17 protein-coding genes are annotated in these 21,560 nt (G+C 53.0%); 6 read left to right on the top strand and 11 right to left on the bottom strand.

Annotated elements, in window-relative coordinates; genetic code table 11:
* Positions 1–27: 27 nt before the first annotated feature.
* From R3187_RS08445 to R3187_RS08430, 4 genes are all read right to left on the bottom strand, one after another.
* Positions 28–645: a TetR family transcriptional regulator gene (locus R3187_RS08445; protein ID WP_318966297.1), complete on the bottom strand. Its 618-nt coding sequence runs from the start codon at positions 643–645 to the stop codon at positions 28–30.
* A gap of 240 nt (positions 646–885) precedes the next feature.
* Positions 886–1,467, bottom strand: coding sequence for a porin family protein (locus tag R3187_RS08440; protein ID WP_318966296.1), 582 nt, complete (start codon positions 1,465–1,467; stop codon positions 886–888).
* 107 nt (positions 1,468–1,574) lie between these two features.
* On the bottom strand, positions 1,575–2,261 hold the full coding sequence (locus R3187_RS08435) for a M15 family metallopeptidase (RefSeq protein ID WP_318966295.1): 687 nt from the start codon (positions 2,259–2,261) through the stop codon (positions 1,575–1,577).
* A gap of 11 nt (positions 2,262–2,272) precedes the next feature.
* Entirely contained in the window at positions 2,273–3,664 is a 1,392-nt protein-coding gene (locus R3187_RS08430; RefSeq protein WP_318966294.1) for a Na+/H+ antiporter NhaC family protein, read from the bottom strand.
* 239 nt (positions 3,665–3,903) lie between these two features.
* Between R3187_RS08430 and R3187_RS08425 the strand changes: the two genes are divergently transcribed.
* A complete protein-coding gene (locus R3187_RS08425; protein WP_318966293.1) occupies positions 3,904–4,671 on the top strand; it encodes a hypothetical protein in 768 nt (255 codons plus the stop codon).
* Here the strand turns inward: R3187_RS08425 and R3187_RS08420 are convergent.
* Complete coding sequence (locus R3187_RS08420; protein ID WP_318966291.1) at positions 4,624–6,831, bottom strand: tetratricopeptide repeat protein; 2,208 nt, start codon at positions 6,829–6,831, stop codon at positions 4,624–4,626. The two genes, R3187_RS08425 and R3187_RS08420, sit on opposite strands and share 48 nt — an antisense overlap.
* A gap of 264 nt (positions 6,832–7,095) precedes the next feature.
* On the opposite strand from R3187_RS08420, the gene R3187_RS08415 reads away from it, so the two are divergent.
* Positions 7,096–8,523: a M14 family zinc carboxypeptidase gene (locus R3187_RS08415; RefSeq protein ID WP_318966289.1), complete on the top strand. Its 1,428-nt coding sequence runs from the start codon at positions 7,096–7,098 to the stop codon at positions 8,521–8,523.
* A gap of 43 nt (positions 8,524–8,566) precedes the next feature.
* On the opposite strand, the gene R3187_RS08410 is transcribed toward R3187_RS08415, so the two are convergent.
* Positions 8,567–9,121, bottom strand: coding sequence for an NAD(P)H-dependent oxidoreductase (locus R3187_RS08410; protein ID WP_318966287.1), 555 nt, complete (start codon positions 9,119–9,121; stop codon positions 8,567–8,569).
* Between the two features lie 178 nt (positions 9,122–9,299).
* On the opposite strand from R3187_RS08410, the gene R3187_RS08405 reads away from it, so the two are divergent.
* A complete protein-coding gene (locus R3187_RS08405) occupies positions 9,300–10,145 on the top strand; it encodes an META domain-containing protein (protein WP_318966286.1) in 846 nt (281 codons plus the stop codon).
* Between the two features lie 26 nt (positions 10,146–10,171).
* On the opposite strand, the gene R3187_RS08400 is transcribed toward R3187_RS08405, so the two are convergent.
* The 4 genes from R3187_RS08400 to R3187_RS08385 are packed head-to-tail and all read right to left on the bottom strand — an operon-like array spanning position 10,172 to position 14,757.
* Entirely contained in the window at positions 10,172–11,356 is a 1,185-nt protein-coding gene (locus R3187_RS08400) for a DUF1343 domain-containing protein (RefSeq protein WP_318966284.1), read from the bottom strand.
* On the bottom strand, positions 11,353–12,273 hold the full coding sequence (murQ, locus tag R3187_RS08395) for an N-acetylmuramic acid 6-phosphate etherase (RefSeq protein WP_318966282.1): 921 nt from the start codon (positions 12,271–12,273) through the stop codon (positions 11,353–11,355). The genes R3187_RS08400 and murQ overlap by 4 nt, the downstream gene beginning before the upstream one ends.
* Before the next feature lie 33 nt (positions 12,274–12,306).
* Positions 12,307–13,176: a BadF/BadG/BcrA/BcrD ATPase family protein gene (locus R3187_RS08390; protein ID WP_318966280.1), complete on the bottom strand. Its 870-nt coding sequence runs from the start codon at positions 13,174–13,176 to the stop codon at positions 12,307–12,309.
* Positions 13,177–14,757 (bottom strand): sodium:solute symporter, encoded by a 1,581-nt coding sequence (locus R3187_RS08385; RefSeq protein ID WP_318966278.1) that lies wholly within the window; start codon positions 14,755–14,757, stop codon positions 13,177–13,179.
* Positions 14,758–14,924: 167 nt separating this feature from the next.
* On the opposite strand from R3187_RS08385, the gene R3187_RS08380 reads away from it, so the two are divergent.
* From R3187_RS08380 to R3187_RS08370, 3 genes are all read left to right on the top strand, one after another.
* Complete coding sequence (locus R3187_RS08380) at positions 14,925–16,880, top strand: glycoside hydrolase family 3 N-terminal domain-containing protein (protein WP_318966277.1); 1,956 nt, start codon at positions 14,925–14,927, stop codon at positions 16,878–16,880.
* Between the two features lie 3 nt (positions 16,881–16,883).
* Positions 16,884–18,092: an acyltransferase family protein gene (locus R3187_RS08375; RefSeq protein ID WP_318966276.1), complete on the top strand. Its 1,209-nt coding sequence runs from the start codon at positions 16,884–16,886 to the stop codon at positions 18,090–18,092.
* Between the two features lie 97 nt (positions 18,093–18,189).
* A complete protein-coding gene (locus R3187_RS08370; RefSeq protein ID WP_318966275.1) occupies positions 18,190–20,778 on the top strand; it encodes an EAL domain-containing protein in 2,589 nt (862 codons plus the stop codon).
* Positions 20,779–20,814: 36 nt separating this feature from the next.
* Here R3187_RS08370 and R3187_RS08365 read toward each other — a convergent pair whose 3' ends face one another.
* The gene (locus R3187_RS08365) at positions 20,815–21,489 is read right to left on the bottom strand and encodes a DUF1294 domain-containing protein (RefSeq protein WP_318966274.1); all 675 of its coding nucleotides are present in this window, start codon (positions 21,487–21,489) and stop codon (positions 20,815–20,817) included.
* Positions 21,490–21,560 lie beyond the last annotated feature (71 nt).

Raw genomic sequence — 21,560 nt, 5'->3', positions numbered from 1 at the left:
TTTTGCAATTGCGGCCAGCTGGCTTTTTTATGCCTTTTTCAGGCCCTGCAACATCGTATCAATCAGCGCCGGAGCATGTTGCATCAAGTCACACTGCTGCGGTTTTAACAAGAAATGACTTATTATGCCGCCGACATACATATGCATGGCATTAGCCGCCAGCCTGGGGGTAATACCGGGGCGCAAGGTGCCTGCGGCCTCAGCACGCTCAAACGCCCGCTGCATCACGGCGACGGTCTGGGTATCTAATTCATCTTGTTTGGTTACTGCGGGGTTTAACTCATCAATATATTCGCAGCGATGAAAAATAATAGTCAGGACCCGGCGTTTCTGCTCGCTACTGGCAATCAGTTGCAGGCCATTGGTAAACAGCTGCTGTAACTGACTGAACGGATCAGCGGCCAGGTTATTATCTATTTCCGTTAACATGGTTTGAAACGGCAGCCGGACCCGCTCCATCATCGCATTAAATAAATCGGCTTTATTCTGAAAGTGCCAGTAAATTGCACCCCGGGTGACATTGGCTGCTATCGCAATTTTCTCAAGGGTAGTGCGGGACACTCCCTGCTTAAAAAACAGCAGTTCGGCAGCATCGAGAATGGCAGCACGGGTGCTTTCTGCTTCGGCTTTAGTACGTCTGGCCATAGTTAAGTTGGGCTAAAAAGTTAAATACATTATGGCCTAATACTAACAGAACAATGCCAATAGCTCTAATGGCAATAGCGCCAGGTGCAATGGCAAATGCGACAGGCCAGTATCAGAGGCAGGGCAAGATTATTGTTAAAGGCAGCTGCCCGGCAGCAGGGAGAACCACCAGGCAACTGAAGTTGGTGCTTAACGCAGGCATTGTGAAGATGCCAGCTGAGCAGGTCTAGTTAGCGGGGCTTAGAAAGTATAATTCAGGCCCACTGTCATCAACGACACATCAGACTCAATCAGGCCGTCATCTTCGTCTTCCAGATCGGGCAATACATTGTACTCAGCCACCAGACTTAAATTATTGGTCAGGTGAAAGTTTGCGCCTGCGCCATAAATAAAGCCACTTTCGGTGGTAGACTCTGAGCCAGTCAGACCGGGAATATCGTAGGCAAAATTGTATTTGGTTTCGCCATAACCAGCTGTGGCAAACAGGGCAAAGCGATCACCCAGTGGCAACGAGCCTTTAGCCATCAGTGCCATATGGCGGTCTATTTCATAACGGGCTGAATCGTCGTCATCAAAAATTTCTTCATCTTCTACGCCAATGGCATAGCGGGCTTCCAGCGCCAGAAAACTGGTTAGTTGCAAACCGGCATTGACCCCGGCTACCCCAAATTTAACATCGGTGTCGGCAAAATCGGATTCCAGTTCTACTTTATGCTGGCCGTAGTGGCCGCCCAGATAAAAGCCCTTGTCGTAGGTTTGGGCAGCAGCGGCTGCAGAAAAAAAGGTCCCTGCGAGTAGGGTGGTCGCGAGTAGTTTATGCATAGTGACTCCTTAATTGCGATTAAGACGAGTAAAGTCACTAACAGGTATAGCAAGGCACCGCTGAATCAATTATTAATTCAATGTAACTTTTTGTAATTTTTTGCCGCTTATTTAATGACAAAATCAAAATATTGGTCGGTATAGACCGGCGGCTGATGGGTAAAATGCCACCATTCCATGCTGTACACCTTAAAACCGGCTTGCAGCATAATATTTTCCAGCAACTGACGATTGGCCTGCTGTGTTTTGCTGATGGTAGGGTTGCCGACATTGGATACCGGGTCAAACATATCAAACGGCGAGCCCATATCCAGCGGCTGCCAGTTGCCCGCTTCATCTTTGGCGGCCAGCGTTAAATCGAGGGTACTGCCGCGGCTATGGCCGGACTTTTCCGCAATATATTCGCCTACCAGCTGATCTTTGCCAAGGTTGGGATAATACTCGGCTTTAGTGCTGGTATCGGTTAAATCGCTGGCCCAGCGCATAAAATGATTAACCGCCCGCTGCGGCCGGTAGCAATCATAAATCCACAGGGTTAAGCCTCTGGCCGCTGCCGCTTGTTGTGCCTGCACCAGCGCATTGGCGGCGTTTTGCTGCAAATAACATTTATTGGCCTTATAACCATCAACCTGACTGCCGACAAAGTTATTGCTGCCAAGGTACGCCATATGAATTTGGGCTTCGGGCAGCAGGCTGGCGACATCGGTAAAGTCGGCTGGTACTGATGGCTCAGCAGCAACCGGTAACGGGTTGGTCAGAGCCAGCAGGGTCGTAAACAGAGCCATTTTCATCATCGTTATCTCCGTTAGATCATCAGTACGCCGGCAATCACAAAGCTGATTAAGGCGATAGCGCCACATACCAGCGCATAGGGCAGCTGGGTTTTAACATGCTCCAGTAAATCACAGCCGGCGGCAACCGAGCTTACTGCGGTACTGTCGGAAATAGGCGAGCAGTGATCGCCAAATACCCCGCCGCTTAAAATCGCCGCCAAAATCAGCTGCGGTGGCAGCCCCAGCAGACTGACCATTGGCATGCCGATTGGAATAAGAATAGCAAAGGTGCCCCAGCTGGTGCCGGTGGTAAAAGAGATTAACGCGCCGGCTAAAAACAGCAGCGCTGGGATCAGCACCTGCGGCAGGTTCTGATCAACGATACTGGCAATAAAGGTACCGGTGCCCAGCAGTTTTAAGCTGGACCCGAGCGACAACGACAGCAGCACGATGGTCACCAGTGGCAGGAGTTCACTGATGCCTTTAAAGCCGATATCAACCAGTTGCTGATGTTTAAAACGGCGGCTGAATAACATCATTGCGTACACCACCACGCAGGCCAGTGCCGTGGCATAGAGCACCGACTTAGAACCTGAACCCTGCACCAGCTGGCCATTGCCGGTTAGCAGCATAAAGCCCAGCATGGCACCGACCAGGGTTACCAGTGGCACTAACATATAAGATGGATGGCTGGGTTCAGTCTCAATTTCACTATGGTGCGATAACGTATGCAGCTGCTGCTCTGAGGTACGCATCGGGCCGTATACTTTGCCACTGATGATGGTATACAGCACCACCACTAAGGTGATCAGGGCATAGAAATTAAGCGGGATGGTGCCAATTAAAATGGCCACCGGGCTCTCTGGTAAATCATAGGTGCTAAGCAGCCCCAGAATATAAGCGCCCCAGCCATTGAGTAAAATAATAATGCAAATCGGCGCACTGGTGCTGTCGATAATATAGGCCAGCCGGGCCCGGCTCATTTTAAATTTATCAAACAGGCCACGCGAGCTGATGCCGGCAGTCAGCGAGCTTAAGTTTGATTCAATAAAGGTGACACTACTGATAAAAAAGGTCAGTAAACCGGCCTGGCGGCCATTGCGGGCAATACCTTTATTAACCAGCATCGCTACCGTGGCCGACACGCCGCCGGAGTAGCGCATATAGGCCAGTAAGCCGCCGACTAAAAGCGAGAACATTAAAATACGGGCGTTATCGGCATCGCCGGTAACGGCAATAATCCGCTCCAAAGTCTGAATACTGCCATCCAGCAATAAACCAGCGCCAAAGCTCTGGCCGTTTTGCAGAAAAATCAGCAGCTCTGAGGTACATAGCGATAACAGCAAGGCCAGAATCACTTCTTTGCGCCACAGTACCACGGCAATGGCGACAAGCGCCGGAAGCAGGGTTAACCAGTCAGCCACCTTAGGCTCCTTTTTATTGTTTTTATACAACTAATTTATACAGTTACTTTTATACAGATAAGCATGCCGGCGAGCAAGTCGGCCACTGGCGTTTTGGCCGTTTTCTGCTTTACTTAGTGGGTTCTGTACCAGGTAATTCTGATATAAATTTTTTAACCTGAAGCTTGCCTTCGTAATCTGGTATGCAGTTAGCCGGTGATATGCAGCATCAATATCTTCAATAACAGGGAGTGTCGGTTATGCGTTTTTTTAAAGTTGCAGTGGTGCTGTTGTTATTTTGTAGTTTTCTGGCTGAAGCTAAATTAATAAGAGGCGGTGGTCGTGGCTCAGAAACTTCAACCCGGCCACAAAGCTATGGCTTATTTGATAACAGCTTTATCAGAGACGGTTATTTACAGTACAGTGCGCCGGCTATTAACCGGGTAAGTTTTACCATAGGTGATCTTGAGTTATTAGCCGTACCAGGAGATTGCTGGCTGATTACAGATATGCTACCACCGCCTGAGTACTGGCAGGAAGACCCTTGTTACTATGAGTTTATCCAAGGAGAGCAGCTGGATTTTGAGGGCGCGCTATTATGGGACTTCCCCTCTGCCTTTGCTGCTGAATTTAGCTGGACCTTGCGCCAGGGGGAGCAAAGCTGGACGTTTTCCGCTTTACGGGAGAATGGCTTTAACCCGGCGGCACTGAGGCCGGATGACTTAGTGCCCGGCGAATACTGGCTGACCTTTAACAGTGCCTTTTACTCAGGCCCCGATCGGGATTTTTATTATCGCAATGATCGCGATGACTGTTTTCCGGTGTTTCTGGATGAGGGCGATGAAAATTGCTACTACCAAGGCAGACGCTCTGATGTGTTGGGCTTTAGCTCGCCGTCAGAGCGGGTATTTATTCTGGAGCCGCTCGCGGTGCAGGTGCCATTACCGTCTACCTTAAGTTTATTTGCTGGCTTAGGGTTACTATTGTTTAGGCGGCGTAAGGTCCAACTGGGCTCGCGTAAGCGCTAACTGCCGTTGCTCATTAATTGCATTTTCCAGTTGCTGGCGCAATGGCGCCAGCTGCTGTGCCGGAATACTTTGTAAAATTGGATCATGAAAAGTCCACCACTCGCGCCAGCCATAGGCCATGGCCTGCTGCAATTGTTGTATTGCAGTTTTATTATCACCTTGCAAAGCAGCCAGTCTCGCTGCCAGATGATTTAGATAGCTATCCCGCAGTTCACTTTGCAGCGCGTCTTGTAATTGCTGCTGACATTGATTTAATAGCTTGTCAGCTGGCTGAGTTTGAGCATGTTGTTTTAACGCCCAGGATATTTCAAGGGCCGGACTACACATCGGCATGTTATAAAGCTCTTTAGCATCAAATACAGGGTAGCTTTGCAACAACAGTTTAATCGCAATATCTTTTTCGCCAACTAGCATGTGGTACCAGGATGCTTCAAATTTTAACCAGGGGTCGTCGGGTTCTGCTGCCAGTCGAAACTCCATTTCACGAAATAATGTTTGAAATTCACCTCGACGCATTAAATAACTTGGTCTGTAGTCTGGTTCTTCAATAAGTTCAGGCTGCATTATCACTAAATCAAGGGTTAGCAATAATGCTCGATACTGCTCAAGAAAATAATAGTTCTCTGGCGACAATTGCCATGCTTGTTGCCAATGCTGCAGACTATCGGCCAACTGCCCCTGATGAAAGTCGGTTAAAGCCAGACCAGCATGACCCAAAGGTGATTCAGGGAAGTCCTGTAATAACTGGCTAAAGCTTTCGGTCGCCTTAGTAAACTGGCCGCGGATCGCCTGTTCATAGCCGCGGTTATACAGCACCGCCACCGATACCGGATCCAGCTGATAAGCCTGCTCCAGCGCTTGTAAGGATTCATCATAACGACCCTGTTGCTTTAACAGCAGATACTGCCACATATGCGCCACTGCCAGGTTAGGGTTAAGAGCCAAGGCCTGCTGATAAGCGGCCAGCGCCGGCTCAAACTGCTGTTGCAGCTCGAGCATTTTGCCCTGAATGGCATAGGCTTCGGCCAGCTGTGGCGCGCGGGTAAGTGCTTTGTCCAGATATTCTGCCGCCAGTTTGGTGGCGATATCCACCTCAATAATGCCAAACTCTTTGCTGCCATCGCTTAGCAGCAGCAGGGTATCGGCCAGGCCAACATAGGCCAGCGCATATTCCGGATCCTGACCGATGGCTTGCTCAAATAACTGGCGGGCCTGCTGCATCGCTTCGCTGGTTTGCAGCCGGTATTGCTCGCGGGCTTTTAAATAGCTGATATAAGCATCGGCACTTCGGGTGCTGGCATTGGCCGATAAATCTTTTATCGTGCTGCCGGGTGCTAAGCTGGCCTGCAAGGCATTGGCGACCGAGCGGGCGACTTCGGTTTCCAGCGCAAATACATCTTGCAGCTCGCGGCTAAGCTGCTGACTCCATAAGGTCTGGCCGTTTTGGCCGTCGAGCAGCTGTAAGCGGATGTGCAGTTGCTGGCCGGTGGTACTGATACTGCCGGTCAGCAACGTAGCGACCTGCAGCCGGCTGGCGATTTCAGCAGGGCTTAGTTGCTGGCGACTGAGTACCTGGCCGGAGCTGGCTGCGGCTACCGTTAAGCCGGGGCTGCGCGCAAGCTGGCTGCTGATCTCCTCAGCCAGGCTGTTAGTTAATAAAGTCAGCTCAGGGCTCTTTACCAGCGGCGCCAGCTCAGGGCTGTTTTTCAGCGGCGATCGCTCAGGGCTGTTTTCAGTTGGATTTATAGCGGTAAAAGGCAGTACGGCAATCGAGTTGGCCGTCAGGCTCAGTGGCTCTGATGTCGCGGCAGATCGGCTTTGTAAATAATACTGATACCCGAGCAGAGCGCTGCAGAGAGTGATTAGCAGTAAGCTGCTAAGCTGCTTAGCGCCAAAAGCCGGCGGCTCGCCATCAGCACCGGCGATTAACTGCAGCCGGCCTTGCTGAACCTGATAGTACCAGGCCAGATAGCAGACGAGTGGCACCGCCGCGACCAGACTAATGGCGATAATACGACCGGGCAGCGGCGGCAGCTGCAGCAGCTGAGAAACCACAGAAACCACCTGCAGCGCCAGCCAGACAATAACCAGGTAAGCCAGTACTGTGGTTAACACCTTACGCTGGCGCAATTGCTGATAAAACTGCCGGGGACTAAACAATTAAAATTATCCTGGTTAATTTAGCATTGGCTAAGCTTAGCCTGAATTTAGCCAGTATGCTGAGCGCAGCTGCTTATGTTATGGTTAACATAGTCGGCAAAACCGCTCTTACTTCAAGTTGGCCGGGATATACCCAAAATCATTGAAGTTGCAGGTAGGCGGCAAGTGAGTGAAACTCCATGAGCATAGCTCTCTATGTGATTGGGGTGAGAGAGCGCAGCCAACACCGCTGCAGCTTTAAGGATAACGGGTATAGAGGATGCTATGTTAAAGCACGTATCATTATGGTTAGCATTAAGCGCGGTGTTATCAGGCTTGGCCAGCGCAGCTGATTACAGCAAATTTACCACGCCGGGCCTGGCCAAAGCACAGATAACTCATAGCGATATTGCGCCGCTGATAAGCTACTATCAGCAACAAAACTGGCTGGAGGTGACCGAGCTTGGCCGCTCGGTGGAGCAGCGGCCGGTTTATCTGCTGAAAATTGGTCACGGTGAGCGCAAAGTACTGGCCTGGTCACAAATGCATGGTGATGAGCCAACCGCCACTGCCGCCATTTTTGATTTGCTGGCCATTATTGATGCCCAGCAGCAACAACAGGCGGCAACCGGTAAAGGCGGCCCGGCCTGGCTGGATGAGATTAGTTTGTATCTGATCCCGATGCTGAACCCGGATGGCGCTGAGCGTAACAGCCGCTATAACGCGCTGGGCATTGACGTTAACCGTGATGCGCTGGCGCTGCAGACCCCGGAAGGCCAGTTACTGATGCAGGCAGCCAAAAACATCAAACCACATTATGGCTTTAACCTGCATGATCAGAATCGCTACCACGGCGCCGGGGATAATAAAAAACCCGCCACCATCTCTTTACTGGCACCGGCTTATAACGAGGCCCGGCAGATTAACCCCAGCCGCCATGCGGCAATGCAGCTGATAAGCGCGGTAAAGCCACTGCTTGATAAGGTGATACCTGAGCAGCTGGGCCGCTATGATGATGAGTATTCAATGCGCTCGTTCGGTGATACGTTTTCCGGCATGGGGATCAGTACCGTGCTGGTGGAAGCAGGTGGTAATTACAATGATCCGTTTCGCCAGCTGGCCCGCCAGCTAAATGTGCAGCTGTATTTACGCTGGCTGGAATTGATTAGCAGTGGCAGCTACCGGGATTACGATTTAAGCGGCTATAACAGCATACCGATGAACAACAGTGGCGGTATGAAAGATTTAATTATCAGCAATATCAATTTGCCCAAGGTTGATGGCAACGGTGTGCTGGCGCGGGTCGATTTAGCCTTTACTGCCGGTGGCAATGGCCGCGGTAGTGTCGGCCTGGATGAAATAGGTGACGCCGGTATTTATGGCGCTTATCACAGCCTGGATGCCAGTGGTATGGCATACCACGCCGGTAAGGCGTATCCGCTGGCTAAACCGCTGCAGTTAACTACCGATAAATACCTTAAGCTGCTGGCTGACGGCTACAGCCATTTTAGCGGCGATGCCGGCCTGCTCAGCAATAACTCCGGCCTGCCGGTGGCAATAAACCCGCGCGGTGTAAACGGACCCTGGCCGCAGCGGCATGCCAGCACGACCTTTTTACTCAGTAAAGACAATAAGGTGCAGCTTGCGGTGATTAATGGCCGGCTGATCAGGCTGGCGGATGGCAGCCTGATCGATCCGTTTGGCGGCAATTAAATCTGCACGACTGTTTCAGCTTTACTGGTTCAGCTTTTTCGGTTCAGCTTTTCTGGCCATTTAAGCGCTGCTGCCAGGCCAGCAGCGCGGCCAGCAATTTGCGGACATTAGCCTGAATTTTCTCGTCAGTTAAATCGCCGTCGGTATCAAAGGCGCCGCTGAAGGCATTAGCAAAAACCTCGGGCTGATTCAGCGGATGCAGGTTCAGATAAACACAGACCTGACGTAAGTGGTACTGGGCGCGGCTGGAGCCCATACCGGCGGCTGAACCCATAATGGCGACCGGTTTGCCGCTTAATAAATGATTGTCAGGCTCGCGTGAGGCCCAGTCCAGCGCATTTTTCAGTGCCGGTGCCAGCGAATAGTTATATTCGGGGCAGGCCAGTAATAACGCATCAGCTTCGGCCATTTGCTGCTGCAGGGTTTGCACTGCCGGCGGTTTTGCACCAAGATCGGCATTATAAAATGGCACCTCCATTAAATCGGCCAGGTGAATTTTCATGCCGTCCGGGCAGTTGGCCATCGCGTAGCGCACCAGCCCCCGGTTAGTTGATTTCGCCCGCAGGCTGCCGCAAATTGCTAACACATTTATACTCATCTTCACTCCTTTTTATGCAGACCGGTTTTTATACAGGCCGGCTTTCAGTGTAGTTCATCCGGGCCGGATGTCTGGTTTAAGTTCAGGCTGGGTAAAGTTGGCGGCGCGACAATGGCCGCTATACTGTAGCTTTCTGATACTACGTCTATTGCTACTATTTTTCGCCACGGAGCTTGTTATGCGTTACTCAGTTAGTCTGCCTGGCAACAGCTGCCATTTTAAAAAAGTGTTTTACCTGTTTTGTGCCGCGACAGGCATATTTATGCTGACCGCTTGCCAGCCAGAATCAACCCGCCCGGCCAGTGAGCCGGCTCAGCAACAGTCGCCAACCCCGGCCGATACCAGTCAGAATGCGCTGGACTGGCCTGGTAGCTATCAGGGGGTGATCCCCTGTGCCGATTGCCCCGGAATTAAACTGACGTTGCAACTGCAGGCGGATCAGCGTTATCAGTTGTCGCGTTATTATCAGGAGCGGGCCGATGAGCCGGAGCAGACAGAGGGCGAGTTTAGCTGGAGCAGCGATGGCCGGCAGATCACGCTGGACGATGCCGCCGGTACGCAATTTCTGGTCGGTGAAAACCGGCTACTGCTGCTGGACCCGCAAGGGCAAAGAATAGACGGCGAGCTGGCGGCACAGTACTGGCTGGATAAGCAGGATGACACCACGCCGGCAGATGCTGACAGCGTAAATATTGCCGGCAAATGGCAACTGACTGAACTGCAGCAACAGCCGGTAGATACCGATAACAAGGTGTTTTTACAGTTCGATCCGGCTGGCCGGGTAACCGGCTATACCGGTTGTAACAGCCTGACCGGCACCTATCAGTTGCAGGGCAGCCGGCTGCGTTTCGGCCCGCTGGCGACAACGCGCAGAGCCTGTCTGGAGGAGACCGTTGAACCGCAATTACTGGATGTATTAAACAAGGTAGATAACATCAGCATTGCCGCTGATGAGCTGAGTCTGAACCGGGCCAGAATGGCGCCGCTGGCCCGCTTTAGCCGGATGCCGGCAGCTGAGCAATAGCGGCTCAGCCTGCCGCAGCCAGTTTATCAGGGGTAGAGCAAATACGGCTGGCGTTTGGCAGCGAACTCGTTAAGTGCGCTTTGCCAGCTGGCCCGGATTTGCTGCCCGGTTAAGCCCTGTTCAATTTGCTTACGCAGGGTATCGCTACCGGCCAGTTTATCCATAAAGCCCGGCGAGTTAAAAAAAGTGGCGTTGTTTTCCGCAAATAAGCTGTACCAGTTAATTAAATAACTTAAATCTAAACCGCCGGCCTGAACCTGGCGCAGGTCCTGGCCTGTGCTGGGTGTGTCTTTTAATGGCGGGTTCATTGCCGCGCCAGGGGTGGCCACCGGGGTAAAGCTGAAATCGCCGAGGCTGAACTTATCATAGCCCAGCAGCTGAAACGGCATAGAAGTGCCACGGCCGACACTTAACGGGGTGGCTTCAAAAAAGCCAAGTGACGGATACAGGGCAATGGCCTGATCATTGGGTAAATTCGGGCTGGGCGGCACCGGCAGACTATAGGCCATATCGCGCTGATAATTCGCCACCGGGATCACCGTCAGCTGCAGCTGTTCAGCCTGCTTTATCCAGCGCTCGCCTTTAATCATCCTGGCCAGTTCGCCAACAGTCATACCGTGCAGTAGCGGTATCGGGTGCATACCGACAAAAGACTGAAAGGCTAAATCCAGCACCGGGCCGTCCAGATAGCGGCCGTTCGGGTTGGGGCGGTCGAGTACCAGCATGGCGACATTATGCTCAGCCGCGGCCTGCATCAGGTAATGCATTGAGCTGATATAGGTGTAATAACGCACGCCAACATCCTGAATATCGAAAATAACGATATCCAGAGCCTGCATTTGCCCGGCACTGGGCGCTTTGTTGGCGCCATACAGCGATAGCAGCGGAATACCGGTTTTACTGTCGATGCCGGAGCTGACGCTGGCGCCGGCATCATGATCGCCCCTGAAACCATGCTCGGGCGCGAAAATACTGACAATATTAACGTTATTGGCCAGCAGCACATCAACCAGATGCTGCTCGCCCACCAGCGAGGTCTGGTTAATCAGCAGACCCACTCGTTTGCCCTGCAACAACGGCAGATAGGCGGCCAGTTGCTCTGCGCCGGGGGTGATCCTGGAAGTAGTTTCGGGGGCAGCAGACGGCACAGTCGGATTCGGCTGACACCCGGCCAGCCACAGCATTGCCAGTACAGTTAGCAGGCGCCTCATTTTGCTGTCTCCAGCGCCTTGCTGACAAAACCGTTGTTATCAGCCAGGGCCTGCTGGCAGCTGGCTAAATCCTGGCCGGTCAGGATCAGTAAAATAGCCAGCTTGGCACTCATACCGGCCTGCAGCAAGGCAGCATTGGCCGTAACACTGTCGCAATCGGTAGCCTGCATCACGATGCGCACCGCTCGTGCCTCCAGTTTCTGATTGCTGGCATGTAAATCAACCATCAGGTTCTGATACACCTTGCCGCTGCGCACCATGGCGGCGGTGCTTAGCATATTCAGCAGCATTTTCTGGGCGGTGCCGGCTTTCATCCGGGTAGAGCCGGTCAGCACTTCCGGGCCTACTTCGGCACAAATGGCAATATCTGCTGCGGCCAGAATGGGACCGCTGGCATTACAGCTGATGGCAACGGTAGTGGCACCCAGCTTGCGGCCATAAGCCAGTGCACCCAGCACATAGGGTGTGCGACCACTGGCGGCAATGCCCACCAGCACATCATCCGGACCAAAGTTAATGGCAGTCAGTTCTTCCACTGCCAGTTCAGGGCTGTCTTCTGCGCCTTCTACTGCCTGCTGAATAGCTTTGCTGCCACCGGCAATCAGGCCAATAACCTGGTTAGCCGGCACACTGAATGTCGGCGGGCACTCAGCTGCGTCTAAAATGCCCAGTCGGCCACTGGTGCCGGCACCAACATAGATTAAGCGGCCGCCACAGCCAAAAGCCTGCACTATGGCATCAACCGCCCGGGCCACCTGCGGTAAACAGGGGGTAATTGCAGTGGCAACGCTTTGATCGGCCTGATTAATCAGGCTGACAATGGCCAGGCTGTTCAGCTTATCCAGCTCGGCGGAAGCGGGATTGCGTGCCTCGGTACTCATATTCGCCAGCTGTTGCAGTAATTCAGTTTGACTCATCAGACACTCACTTTGTAAATTCAGGAATATAAATCAGACTGGACTGATCCGGGCCAGTTGCCTGGCTGCCAGAATAAGGCCGCCGTCCAGCGCATCACCGCGAGGGGCTTGTAACAGTTTGCCGATATCGGCGCTGAGCAGCGACTGACTGCTGGCGGCCAGGCCACCGAGTAAGACCACCGGCAACGCACGCCGGCCACGACAGCATTGAATAAGTTCGGTAATGGCAGCCGCTTGCTGGTGCAGGATCTGTTGGGCCAGCGGGCAGCTTTGGTGGCTGAACACCAGCGGCGCCAGCGCGGCAAAATCTGTAGCACCGGCCTGTTTTAACCAGGGCAGCACCGTACTGACATTGTCGCCACAATGCTGGCTGAGAGCCTGAGTCAGCGGGCTGGTCAGTCCCTCGTCACTGTCCAGTTGCCAGAGCAGCTGGCGCACGGCCAGTTTACCCAGCCAGGCCCCGCCGCCTTCGTCACCGATATTAAAACCCCAGCCTCCGGTCTGCTGCTCGCTGCCATCCTGGTCCAGCCGCATCGCTACCGAACCGGTACCCAGCGCAACCATTACCACAGGCTGGCCGTTGTTGGCGCCATACAAGGAGGTGCGGGCGTCGGTTGTCAGCTGCCAGGCGGCAAAATTCAGCTGCAATTGCTGACAAAAGGCACTGTGCAATTGCGGGTTGCCGGCACCGGCCAGGCCAATACAGGCCATGACCTGATGCAGGCCAATACCCGCCTGCTGGCACAATTGTAAACTCAGCTGGCGTACCGTTCTGATAGCCAGATCCAGATTATTGGACAACTGGGCCGGGCCGCCGGCAGCCTGCCACTGCTGGCCGCTGAGCGAATGCTGCAGTCTGGCCAGGGTTTTACTGCCGCCACCATCTACCGCCAGTAAATACATTTAATGCTCCAGGTTAGTGGCCACTGCATCGGACCTAGCCGACCGCGGTGCACCCATCAGACAAACCAGCCAGGCAACCAGGGTGCCCAGACAGAGTTGCCAGGTAAAGCCCAGATCCCAGGCTGCCAGCGTCGGGCTGATCAACCGTAAAAGGTACGGCTGCATTAACAGGGTAACAGTGAACCCGGCCAGCAGCGCCGCGGTAACACTTTTGCTATTGCCTCTGCTGCTGAACAGCGCGGTAAAAAATACGCCCAGCAAGCCGCTGTATGAAAATACCATTACACTCAGGGCAAACGCCAGTAACGGCATAGCAGAATACTGCTGCCAGTAAAAACACAGAATGGCCATCGCCGACAAGGTTACTGCGGTTAATAACATGGCCCACTGGCCTGCCCGCACATAGTGCCGCTCTGTCGTTACAGCCTGGCGCTGCTGGCGCCAGGGCTTATAAATATCCGCCACTAGCACTGATGCCATCGAGTTTAAGCCGGAGGTTATCGTTGATAACGCTGCGGCAATCACGCCCACTACTACCAGGCCGCGCAATCCGGATGGCATTTCATTTAATACATAATACATAAAGACAGTAATTTGTTCACCGCCAAAGCTGCTGCTGTAGCTGGCGTCGTTACTGAATACGTCGGGCCGCTGATAATAGATATATAACAGCAGACCAATAACGATAAATACCAGCATCACCGGAATCACCATAAGTGCCGACGACAACAGCGCTTTGGCGCCACCGGCAGCGGTTTTACAGGTTAGCACCCGCTGGGTCATATCCTGATCCAGACCAAAGGCTGCAATATTTAACAGCACAAAACCGGTTAGCGCAGACCAGATGGTAAACACGCCGCTGCTGCTGAAATCAGGCCGGAAATCAAACAACAGTAATTTAGAGGTGCCGTCGGCCAGCGGCTCACTGAGTACGGCGTATAAGCTGGCCAGATCCAGCTGCAGGCTGCTGTACAGATAGCCAAGTACCACCAGGGCCGCCGTTACATACACGGCACATTGCATCGCGTCGGTATAAATAACCGAGCGGATACCGCCAGCCATGGTGCAGGCCAGGCCAACAGCAGCCAGCAGGGCAATCGCACTGATAACACTGCCGGGTTCAATATTATTAAACAGCAACATGGCAACAGCCAGCGCTGCCATATAAAGCCGGGCGCCACTGGCGAAAACCCGGCCAAACAAATACATTTTACCGGCATGGTTTTTAGCGGTGGCGTTAAACCGGCTTTCCAGCAGCTCGTATACGGTAGTGACTTTCAGCTGATAATAACGCGGGATCAGCCATTTTATTACCAGTAAACTGGCAATAATGGCGCCGATGTTGGTGGCCAGATAGGTTAAATTACCCCGGAAACCCATGTCGGGGCCGCCCAGAAAAGTGGCCGCAGATTGCGAGGTCGCCAGCACCGAAATTGCTACCAGAAAAGGCGGCATATTGTTACCGCCAAGAAAATAGTCACTGCTGGTATCGGCCCGGCGCCGGTTTACCCAGACTGCCAGGGTCGCCAGCAGCAGAAAATAGCCAAAAAATACTGTCCAGTCTAACAACGTTAATTGCATGGCGAGGTTCCCGACACATCGTATTAGGGTTAATTTTTGTTAAGCAGCACCCCGCTACTGGCGGGCGCACGTTTTTTTTGTTCTACTGCTGGCAGTTACCTGAAAAAGGTTACGTTAACAACGATTACGTTAACAAAGGTTACCTTACCACAAGCGGAGAAAACAGTGTGGCAGATAAGCAGAAAGGTCGGCAACGAAAATGGCTGGAGTGGTTTATCACAGGTTGCACCCTATCCGGTGCGCTGGTTATGAGTAGTCAGGCGCAGCCAACTGCTGCTACTGCAACCGCAGCCACGGTCCGCCAGATGCTGGGCCAGAAGCTGATGCTGGACTTACGCTATTACTGCCCTGAGCCGACAGCAGCTGGCAAATGTCGTACGCCGTTAACCAGCCTGCCGCCTGAGCTGGCAAAGCTGATTAGCCAGTATGATATTGGCGGGGTAATTTTATTTGCTGAAAACCTGCAGCACACGCAGCAGATTATTGGCCTTAACCGGCAATTACAGCAAGCCGCTGCGCAATCTGCGTTAAAGCAGCCGCTATTTATCAGTATTGATCAGGAGGGCGGCCGGGTCGCCCGCTTGCCGCGGCAACTGGCCACGTCGTTCAGTGGCAATATGGCTATTGGCGCCACCTATCCGCAGCATGGTACTCATTTTGCTGAACTGGCCGGGGCCATTACGGCTGCGGAATTGCTGGCGCTCGGTATTAACGTAAATTTTGCGCCAACCGTCGATGTTAATGTGAATCCGGATAACCCGGTGATTAATGTCAGGGCTTTTGCTGAAGATCCGGCTGTTGTGGCAGAACTGGGCGGCGCCATGACTGCAGCGATGCAGCAACGTGGGGTTATTGCGGCGCTGAAACATTTTCCGGGCCATGGTGATACCCATGTCGACAGTCATTTAGGCCTGCCAAGGGTAGAGCATAGCCGCGAGCAGATTGATCAGGTGGATTTATTGCCGTTTACTGACATCATTAACAAGCAGCAGCCGGGCATGATTATGACCGCGCATATTCAGTATCCGGCGCTCGACAGCAGTACCTTTATTGCCAAAGATGGCCAGCAGATGCTGAAGCCGGCCACCTTATCACGGGCAATCCTGCATGATTTACTACGAGAGCAGCTCGGGTATCAGGGCCTTATCGTCACTGATGCACTGGATATGGCCGGCATCAGCCATTTTTTCAGCCCGCACGATGCCGTTATTGCTACCTTTGCCGCCGGCGCTGATATCGCGTTGATGCCGGTGAAACTGCAAAGCCCGGCAGAGCTGGCTGATTTAGCTGCGCTGCTAAGTGCGCTGGAGCAGGCAGTGGCCAACGAACAGCTGAGTAAAACCGAGTTGCTGGCCTCGTATCAGCGGATCATCAGTCTGAAACAACAGTATCCCTTATTGCCGGAGGGAACAGCGGCAGAGCAACTGGCCAGAGCGGATCGTCTGCTTGGTAGTCAGGCGCATCGTCAGGCTGAGCTGGCGCTGGCCGAGGCAGCGATTACCCGCATTCCGATGCCAGACAACAACGATAAAGCCGCGCTGCCTGAGCTGAGCGGTAAGCAAATCCTGCTTATTATGCCGGACAGTAATAAGGCCGCTGCGCTCAGCGTGGCGTTGCAGCAGCAAAGCCCGCAGCCGCTGACAATTACCAGCCTGAGTTTATTGCAGGACGATCTGACCGGGGCCGCGACCCTGTTGGCACAGGCCGAGGTGGTGATCAGTGGCTTTATCACGCCAATGCCCTCGCTGGCAGAGATTGGCGGCATGGACGATATCAGCGCGCTCGGGCCTTTAGCCGCCCGCTATCAGCGCCAGCAGTTGGATTTTCTGGCGTTGCTGCGCCAGCTTGCGCAGTTACAAACCCCGCATGTGTTTATCAGTCTGCGCGCGCCTTATGATGCTGCTGTTTATGGCCAGTATGCTGATGTCAGCCTGGCCAGCTATGCCTATAACAGTGAAGATAACGCCATTGCCGCTGGTGATCCGGGCGCGACCTATACGGCACTGGCCCGGGTATTGCTGGGGCAGGTCAGGCCCGCCGGTCAGTTGCCGGTGACGATAAATACCGGTTCAGCGCAGCAGCCTGTGCCGGCAGCGGCCGATAAGCCGGCTCAGGCGCGCTGATATATGCTGAACTGGCTAAAAGCCCACTGTGATGCCATTCTGGCAACCTTGCCACCCCAGCGGCTGCTGGCGCTGGATGCGTTGCGGGGCTTAACCATTACGGCGATGATTCTGGTTAATAACCCGGGCAGCTGGAATTATGTGTACGGGCCGCTGCGCCATGCGACGTGGCATGGCTGGACGGTGGCTGATCTGATTTTCCCCTTTTTTATCGTGATTGTTGGTATGTCGCTGCAATTCAGCCTGCAGCGGCAACACAGTCAGGGTAAAAACAGCCTGCCCAAATCGCAGCTGATCCAGCATGCTGCCGTGCGCAGCCTTAAGCTGTTTGGCCTGGGGCTGTTTCTAGCTTTGTTTTATTTTAATTTTGCTGATCCGGCTTACAGTTATATTGAACAGAAACTGCTGAACCTGCGCTGGCTTGGCGTGCTGCAGCGGATTGGCCTGGTGTACTTCGCTACGGTGCTGATTGTACTTTACTGTGGCACCCGGGGCCGGCTGGCCTGGCTGGGCGGGCTTTGTCTGGTGTACCTGCTGGCCATGTGGTACCTGCCTTATCAGGACAGCCAGGGTAATACTTTCAGCGGCCTGCTGTTATCCGGCAATAGTTTTGCCGCCTGGCTTGACCATACTGTGCTGGGGGTTAACCATCTGTATTACCGCTCGGCGACGCCGTTTGCTTTTGACCCTGAAGGTATCTGGTCAACGCTGCCTGCTACAGCCAGTTGTTTAAGCGGGGTGCTGCTGGCGCAATGGCTTCAGACTGACCGCAGCCTGGCGCATAAAGTCCGTGGTTTGCTGCTGGCAGGTGTTATAGCAGTCTGGCTGGCTGAGTTATGGCATTTCAGTTTGCCAATAAATAAAAGCCTATGGACCCCCAGCTTTGTGCTGTTAAGCAGTGGCTATTGTGCGATTGCGTTGGCAGCGTGTATCTGGCTGTGTGATATTAAGCGCTGGCGGCGCTGGAGTGCGCCTTTTGTGGTGTTTGGCGCTAACGCCATTTTGTTTTATATGCTAGCTGGCATGATGGCACGGCTACTGGTGATGATCCCGGTTGGAGATGGCTTGCTCAAGGGCTGGATATTCAGCAACCTGTTCCAACCCCTGTTTGGTAACCTGAATGGCTCATTGGCCTTTGCCCTGACATTTCTGGCGTTATCCTATTTGCTGATGCACTGGTGTTACCGGCGGGGCCATATTTTTAAAGTGTAACAACCGCAAGCGGGTACAGTGGGCGTAACAATGCCCTTTGCAATTTATGCTGGCTGCAGTAAGCTCAATAACAGAATAACTACTTTGTGACGTGTCTATGCTTCGTATCGCCCTGTTTCTGGCATGCATACTGTTTACTGCCAATGGGTTGCTTATTACATTTGCTGTTGCCAATGAACCAGCTGCGCCGGTAAGCCGGACCCTGGTGGTAGGCATTTACCAGAATCCGCCCAAGGTTTCGGTTAGTGCGGATGGCATGCCGACCGGGATTTTTGGTGACTTGCTAAAACACGTTGCGCTGCAGCAAAACTGGCAGTTAAAACCGGTAAGTTGCGACTGGGCATATTGTCTGGAGCTGCTGGCAAGCGGCGATATTGATATTCTGCCAGACGTGGCATTCAGCCCACAGCGGGCGCAGGATATGAGTTTTCATCAAACCCCGGTACTGTACAGCTGGTCAAGGTTATACAGCCTGCCTGAATATAACATCAGTGAGCTAGCCGAATTGGCCGGGCTGCGAATTGCAGTACTACTGAACAGTTCCCAGTACCACTTTTTACATAACTACAGCCAGCAGCAGCAACTGGATATTGAATTGCTGGAGGTTAAGTCGCTGCAGGCGGCTTTTAATCTGGTGGCAGCCGGTGGTGCAGATATTGCCGTGGCAAACCATTTATTTGGTGATAACCGGGCGGCAGAATTTCAGCTGCAGGCTAATCCGTTGCGCTTTAATCCGGTTGAGCTGTTTTATGCCACCGCGAAGGATCGTAATCTGCAGGTTTTAAGCCGTATTGATGACGCGCTGCAACAATGGCAGGCTGATCCGCAATCCTATTATTTTCAAACCATTAACCGCTGGAGTCAGCCGGGTTTTAGCAACCAGAATGATATTTCAGCGCTGCTGATCTGGGCCATACTCAGCAGCGTGTTACTGCTGCTAAGTGCAGCAGCATTGCTCTGGTATCAGCGGCGCAGTAACCGGCAGCTTGGCGAGTTGCAGTTGAGTCAGGACAGGCTGACAACCATTCTGAACAGTGTTGATGCCCATATTTACATTAAAGACACCCGCAGCCGCTATCAGTACGTTAATCACAAGGTTGCTCAGTTGTTTGGCCGCTCGCCGGAGCAGATTATCGGCCATACCGACAGTCTGTTTTTTGATGCAAAAACAGTGAGTCAGCTTCAGGTTAATGATCAACGGGTGCTGAAGTGCGGCGAGCGGATTGTTGAAGAAGAAATTAATGCCATGGCGGATGGCAGCGGCGAGCATGTTTATTTGTCGGTAAAACTACCACTGCGCCATGCCAACGGCGAAATTTATGCGTTGTGTGGTATTTCAACCGATGTTACTGCCCATAAACAAAATCAGGAGGCTATTCATCAGCTGGCGTTTTATGATGCCTTAACATCGTTGCCTAACCGCCGGCTGTTGCTGGAGCGGCTGGAGCAGGCATTTAGTCTGGCTGGCCGGATGCCCTGTCAGGGGGCTGTATTGTTTATTGATCTGGACCATTTTAAAGATTTAAATGACACCCTGGGCCATGCTGTCGGCGATGAGCTGCTAAGTCAGGTTGCCAGACGGCTTGGCGATCAGCTGCGTAAAAGTGACACCCTGGCCCGCTTTGGTGGCGACGAATTTGTGGTGCTGTTAGCAGAATTACAGCCCCGCCCTGATTTAGCCGGGCAGCGCGTTGAATTACTGGCGATGAAACTGATGGATATCCTGAGCCAGCCGTTTCAGCTGGCAGAGCGCAGCTATAGCATCAGTGCCAGTATTGGTATTGCGATGTTCAGTGACGCCAACAACGTCGATGAGCTGCTGCAGCGGGCCGATTTGGCCATGTATGATGCAAAGGACCGCGGCCGCAACCGTTATAGTTTTTATAACAGTAACCTGCAGGCCAAAGCGCTGGCGCGCTCAGCACTGCAAACTGGTTTGCGCCAGGCGTTAAGCCAGAAGCAATTCAGTTTGCATTTTCAGCCACAGTATCACAGCGACGGTCAGGTGCTGGGCGCCGAGGTGTTATTGCGCTGGTTCGACGAAGAGCTTGGCCCGGTATCACCAGCCGAGTTTATTCCGCTGGCAGAAGACAGTGGCTTAATTTTGCCGATTGGGGCCTGGGTGTTGCAGCAAAGCTGCCGGCAACTGGCTGACTGGCAGCATGACCCGATAAAAGCAGACTGGCATCTGGCAGTTAACTTAAGTGTCCGCCAGCTGCATGATCCGCAATTTGTGCAACTGGTGCGGGATACGCTGCAGCAAACTGGCGCCAGGCCGGAAAAGCTGGTGCTGGAGCTGACCGAAACCCAGCTGCTGGAGGATATTGAAGCGGTTATTGTCAAAATGCAGCAGCTAGGCGAGCTTGGCGTCCGGTTTTCGCTGGACGATTTTGGTACCGGCTATTCGTCGCTCAGTTACTTAAAACGCTTACCCCTGAACCAGTTAAAAATAGACGGTAGCTTTGTCCGGGATTTGCTGGACGACCCCAGTGATGCCGCCATTATCAGAACTATTCTGGCGCTGGGTAACAGTCTGGAGCTGGCGGTTATTGCCGAGGGCGTTGAAACCAAACAGCAGTATCAGGCGCTGCGTAAACTGGGCTGTCAGCAGTTTCAGGGCTATCTGCTGGGGCGGCCGGCACCGGTTGAGCAGTTAAGCACCGCATTGCAAACGCCAGGGCAGTAGCTGCGGCTTGCCGCGCTACCAACATTAACATCGCGACTAAGACCAGAGCGCCAGCCGGCCCAGAAACAACTGGCCATGTTGCGACAATAACCAGATAAGTAAAATACCATTACCAATAATGACTAGCAGAAATTCTCTTTGAAACAGGAATTTACGTTTTTTGTGTGACAGCTTTTTCTGAGCCAGCAAGGCGCCTGGCCAGCCACCAATTAAACTGAATAACTGCAAACTCTGCTCCGGCAGGCGTTGGCGCTGGCGGGCCTTCGCTGCAGCTTTGTCGGCCCGGTACAGCCAGTAGGTGAACAAGCTGGCTTCGATATATAAGATGGGCAGTACATAGGGCAGGGTGCCAAACAGCAGGGCGATGACAACCAGCACCAGGAAGGCACAGCGGAAATACAGGGCGACATCCTGAGTGTAGTCAAGGTCAATCAGTTCCTGCTCTGGCACGGGGGCTGCTTTTGCCGGCGTCGAAATCACCTGTAAGGCGGTGGCGATTGGCCGCTGTCGTCTATCTTTACCCAGACTGAATTGCAGGCGGCAGCCTTCCGACGGACGGATTTTACTGTCAGTGAAATCGCGGATATGAAAAAACAGTTGCGGGTTTTCGGTATCCGGCACGGCCTGATCCGGTACTACAAAACCGAAACCTTTGTCGTCGCGCCAGTGCACCACTTTTCCTGTCAACTGTTCTGATTCTGTCAGCTGCATTGACTATTACCAGACTACAGGTGTTGCAATGGCCTGAGTGTATCAGAAGATTACTGAACAGTGGTTTAACT

The sequence above is a fragment of the Arsukibacterium sp. genome, from assembly GCF_033721375.1.
In the GTDB taxonomy this organism is placed as follows: domain Bacteria; phylum Pseudomonadota; class Gammaproteobacteria; order Enterobacterales; family Alteromonadaceae; genus Alishewanella.
The sequence above is the reverse complement of the archived record's forward strand: the minus strand, read 5'-3'. Positions and strand labels throughout refer to the sequence as shown.

Bases quoted from the DNA above. Each gene is read 5' to 3' on its own strand.
- R3187_RS08445 (WP_318966297.1), bottom strand. From the start codon at position 645: ATGGCCAGACGTACTAAAGCCGAAGCAGAAAGCACCCGTGCTGCCATT.
- R3187_RS08440 (WP_318966296.1), bottom strand. From the start codon at position 1,467: ATGCATAAACTACTCGCGACCACCCTACTCGCAGGGACCTTTTTTTCT.
- R3187_RS08435 (WP_318966295.1), bottom strand. From the start codon at position 2,261: ATGATGAAAATGGCTCTGTTTACGACCCTGCTGGCTCTGACCAACCCG.
- R3187_RS08425 (WP_318966293.1), top strand. From the start codon at position 3,904: ATGCGTTTTTTTAAAGTTGCAGTGGTGCTGTTGTTATTTTGTAGTTTT.
- R3187_RS08415 (WP_318966289.1), top strand. From the start codon at position 7,096: ATGTTAAAGCACGTATCATTATGGTTAGCATTAAGCGCGGTGTTATCA.
- R3187_RS08410 (WP_318966287.1), bottom strand. From the start codon at position 9,121: ATGAGTATAAATGTGTTAGCAATTTGCGGCAGCCTGCGGGCGAAATCA.
- R3187_RS08405 (WP_318966286.1), top strand. From the start codon at position 9,300: ATGCGTTACTCAGTTAGTCTGCCTGGCAACAGCTGCCATTTTAAAAAA.
- R3187_RS08400 (WP_318966284.1), bottom strand. From the start codon at position 11,356: ATGAGGCGCCTGCTAACTGTACTGGCAATGCTGTGGCTGGCCGGGTGT.
- murQ (WP_318966282.1), bottom strand. From the start codon at position 12,273: ATGAGTCAAACTGAATTACTGCAACAGCTGGCGAATATGAGTACCGAG.
- R3187_RS08390 (WP_318966280.1), bottom strand. From the start codon at position 13,176: ATGTATTTACTGGCGGTAGATGGTGGCGGCAGTAAAACCCTGGCCAGA.
- R3187_RS08385 (WP_318966278.1), bottom strand. From the start codon at position 14,757: ATGCAATTAACGTTGTTAGACTGGACAGTATTTTTTGGCTATTTTCTG.
- R3187_RS08375 (WP_318966276.1), top strand. From the start codon at position 16,884: ATGCTGAACTGGCTAAAAGCCCACTGTGATGCCATTCTGGCAACCTTG.
- R3187_RS08370 (WP_318966275.1), top strand. From the start codon at position 18,190: ATGCTTCGTATCGCCCTGTTTCTGGCATGCATACTGTTTACTGCCAAT.
- R3187_RS08365 (WP_318966274.1), bottom strand. From the start codon at position 21,489: ATGCAGCTGACAGAATCAGAACAGTTGACAGGAAAAGTGGTGCACTGG.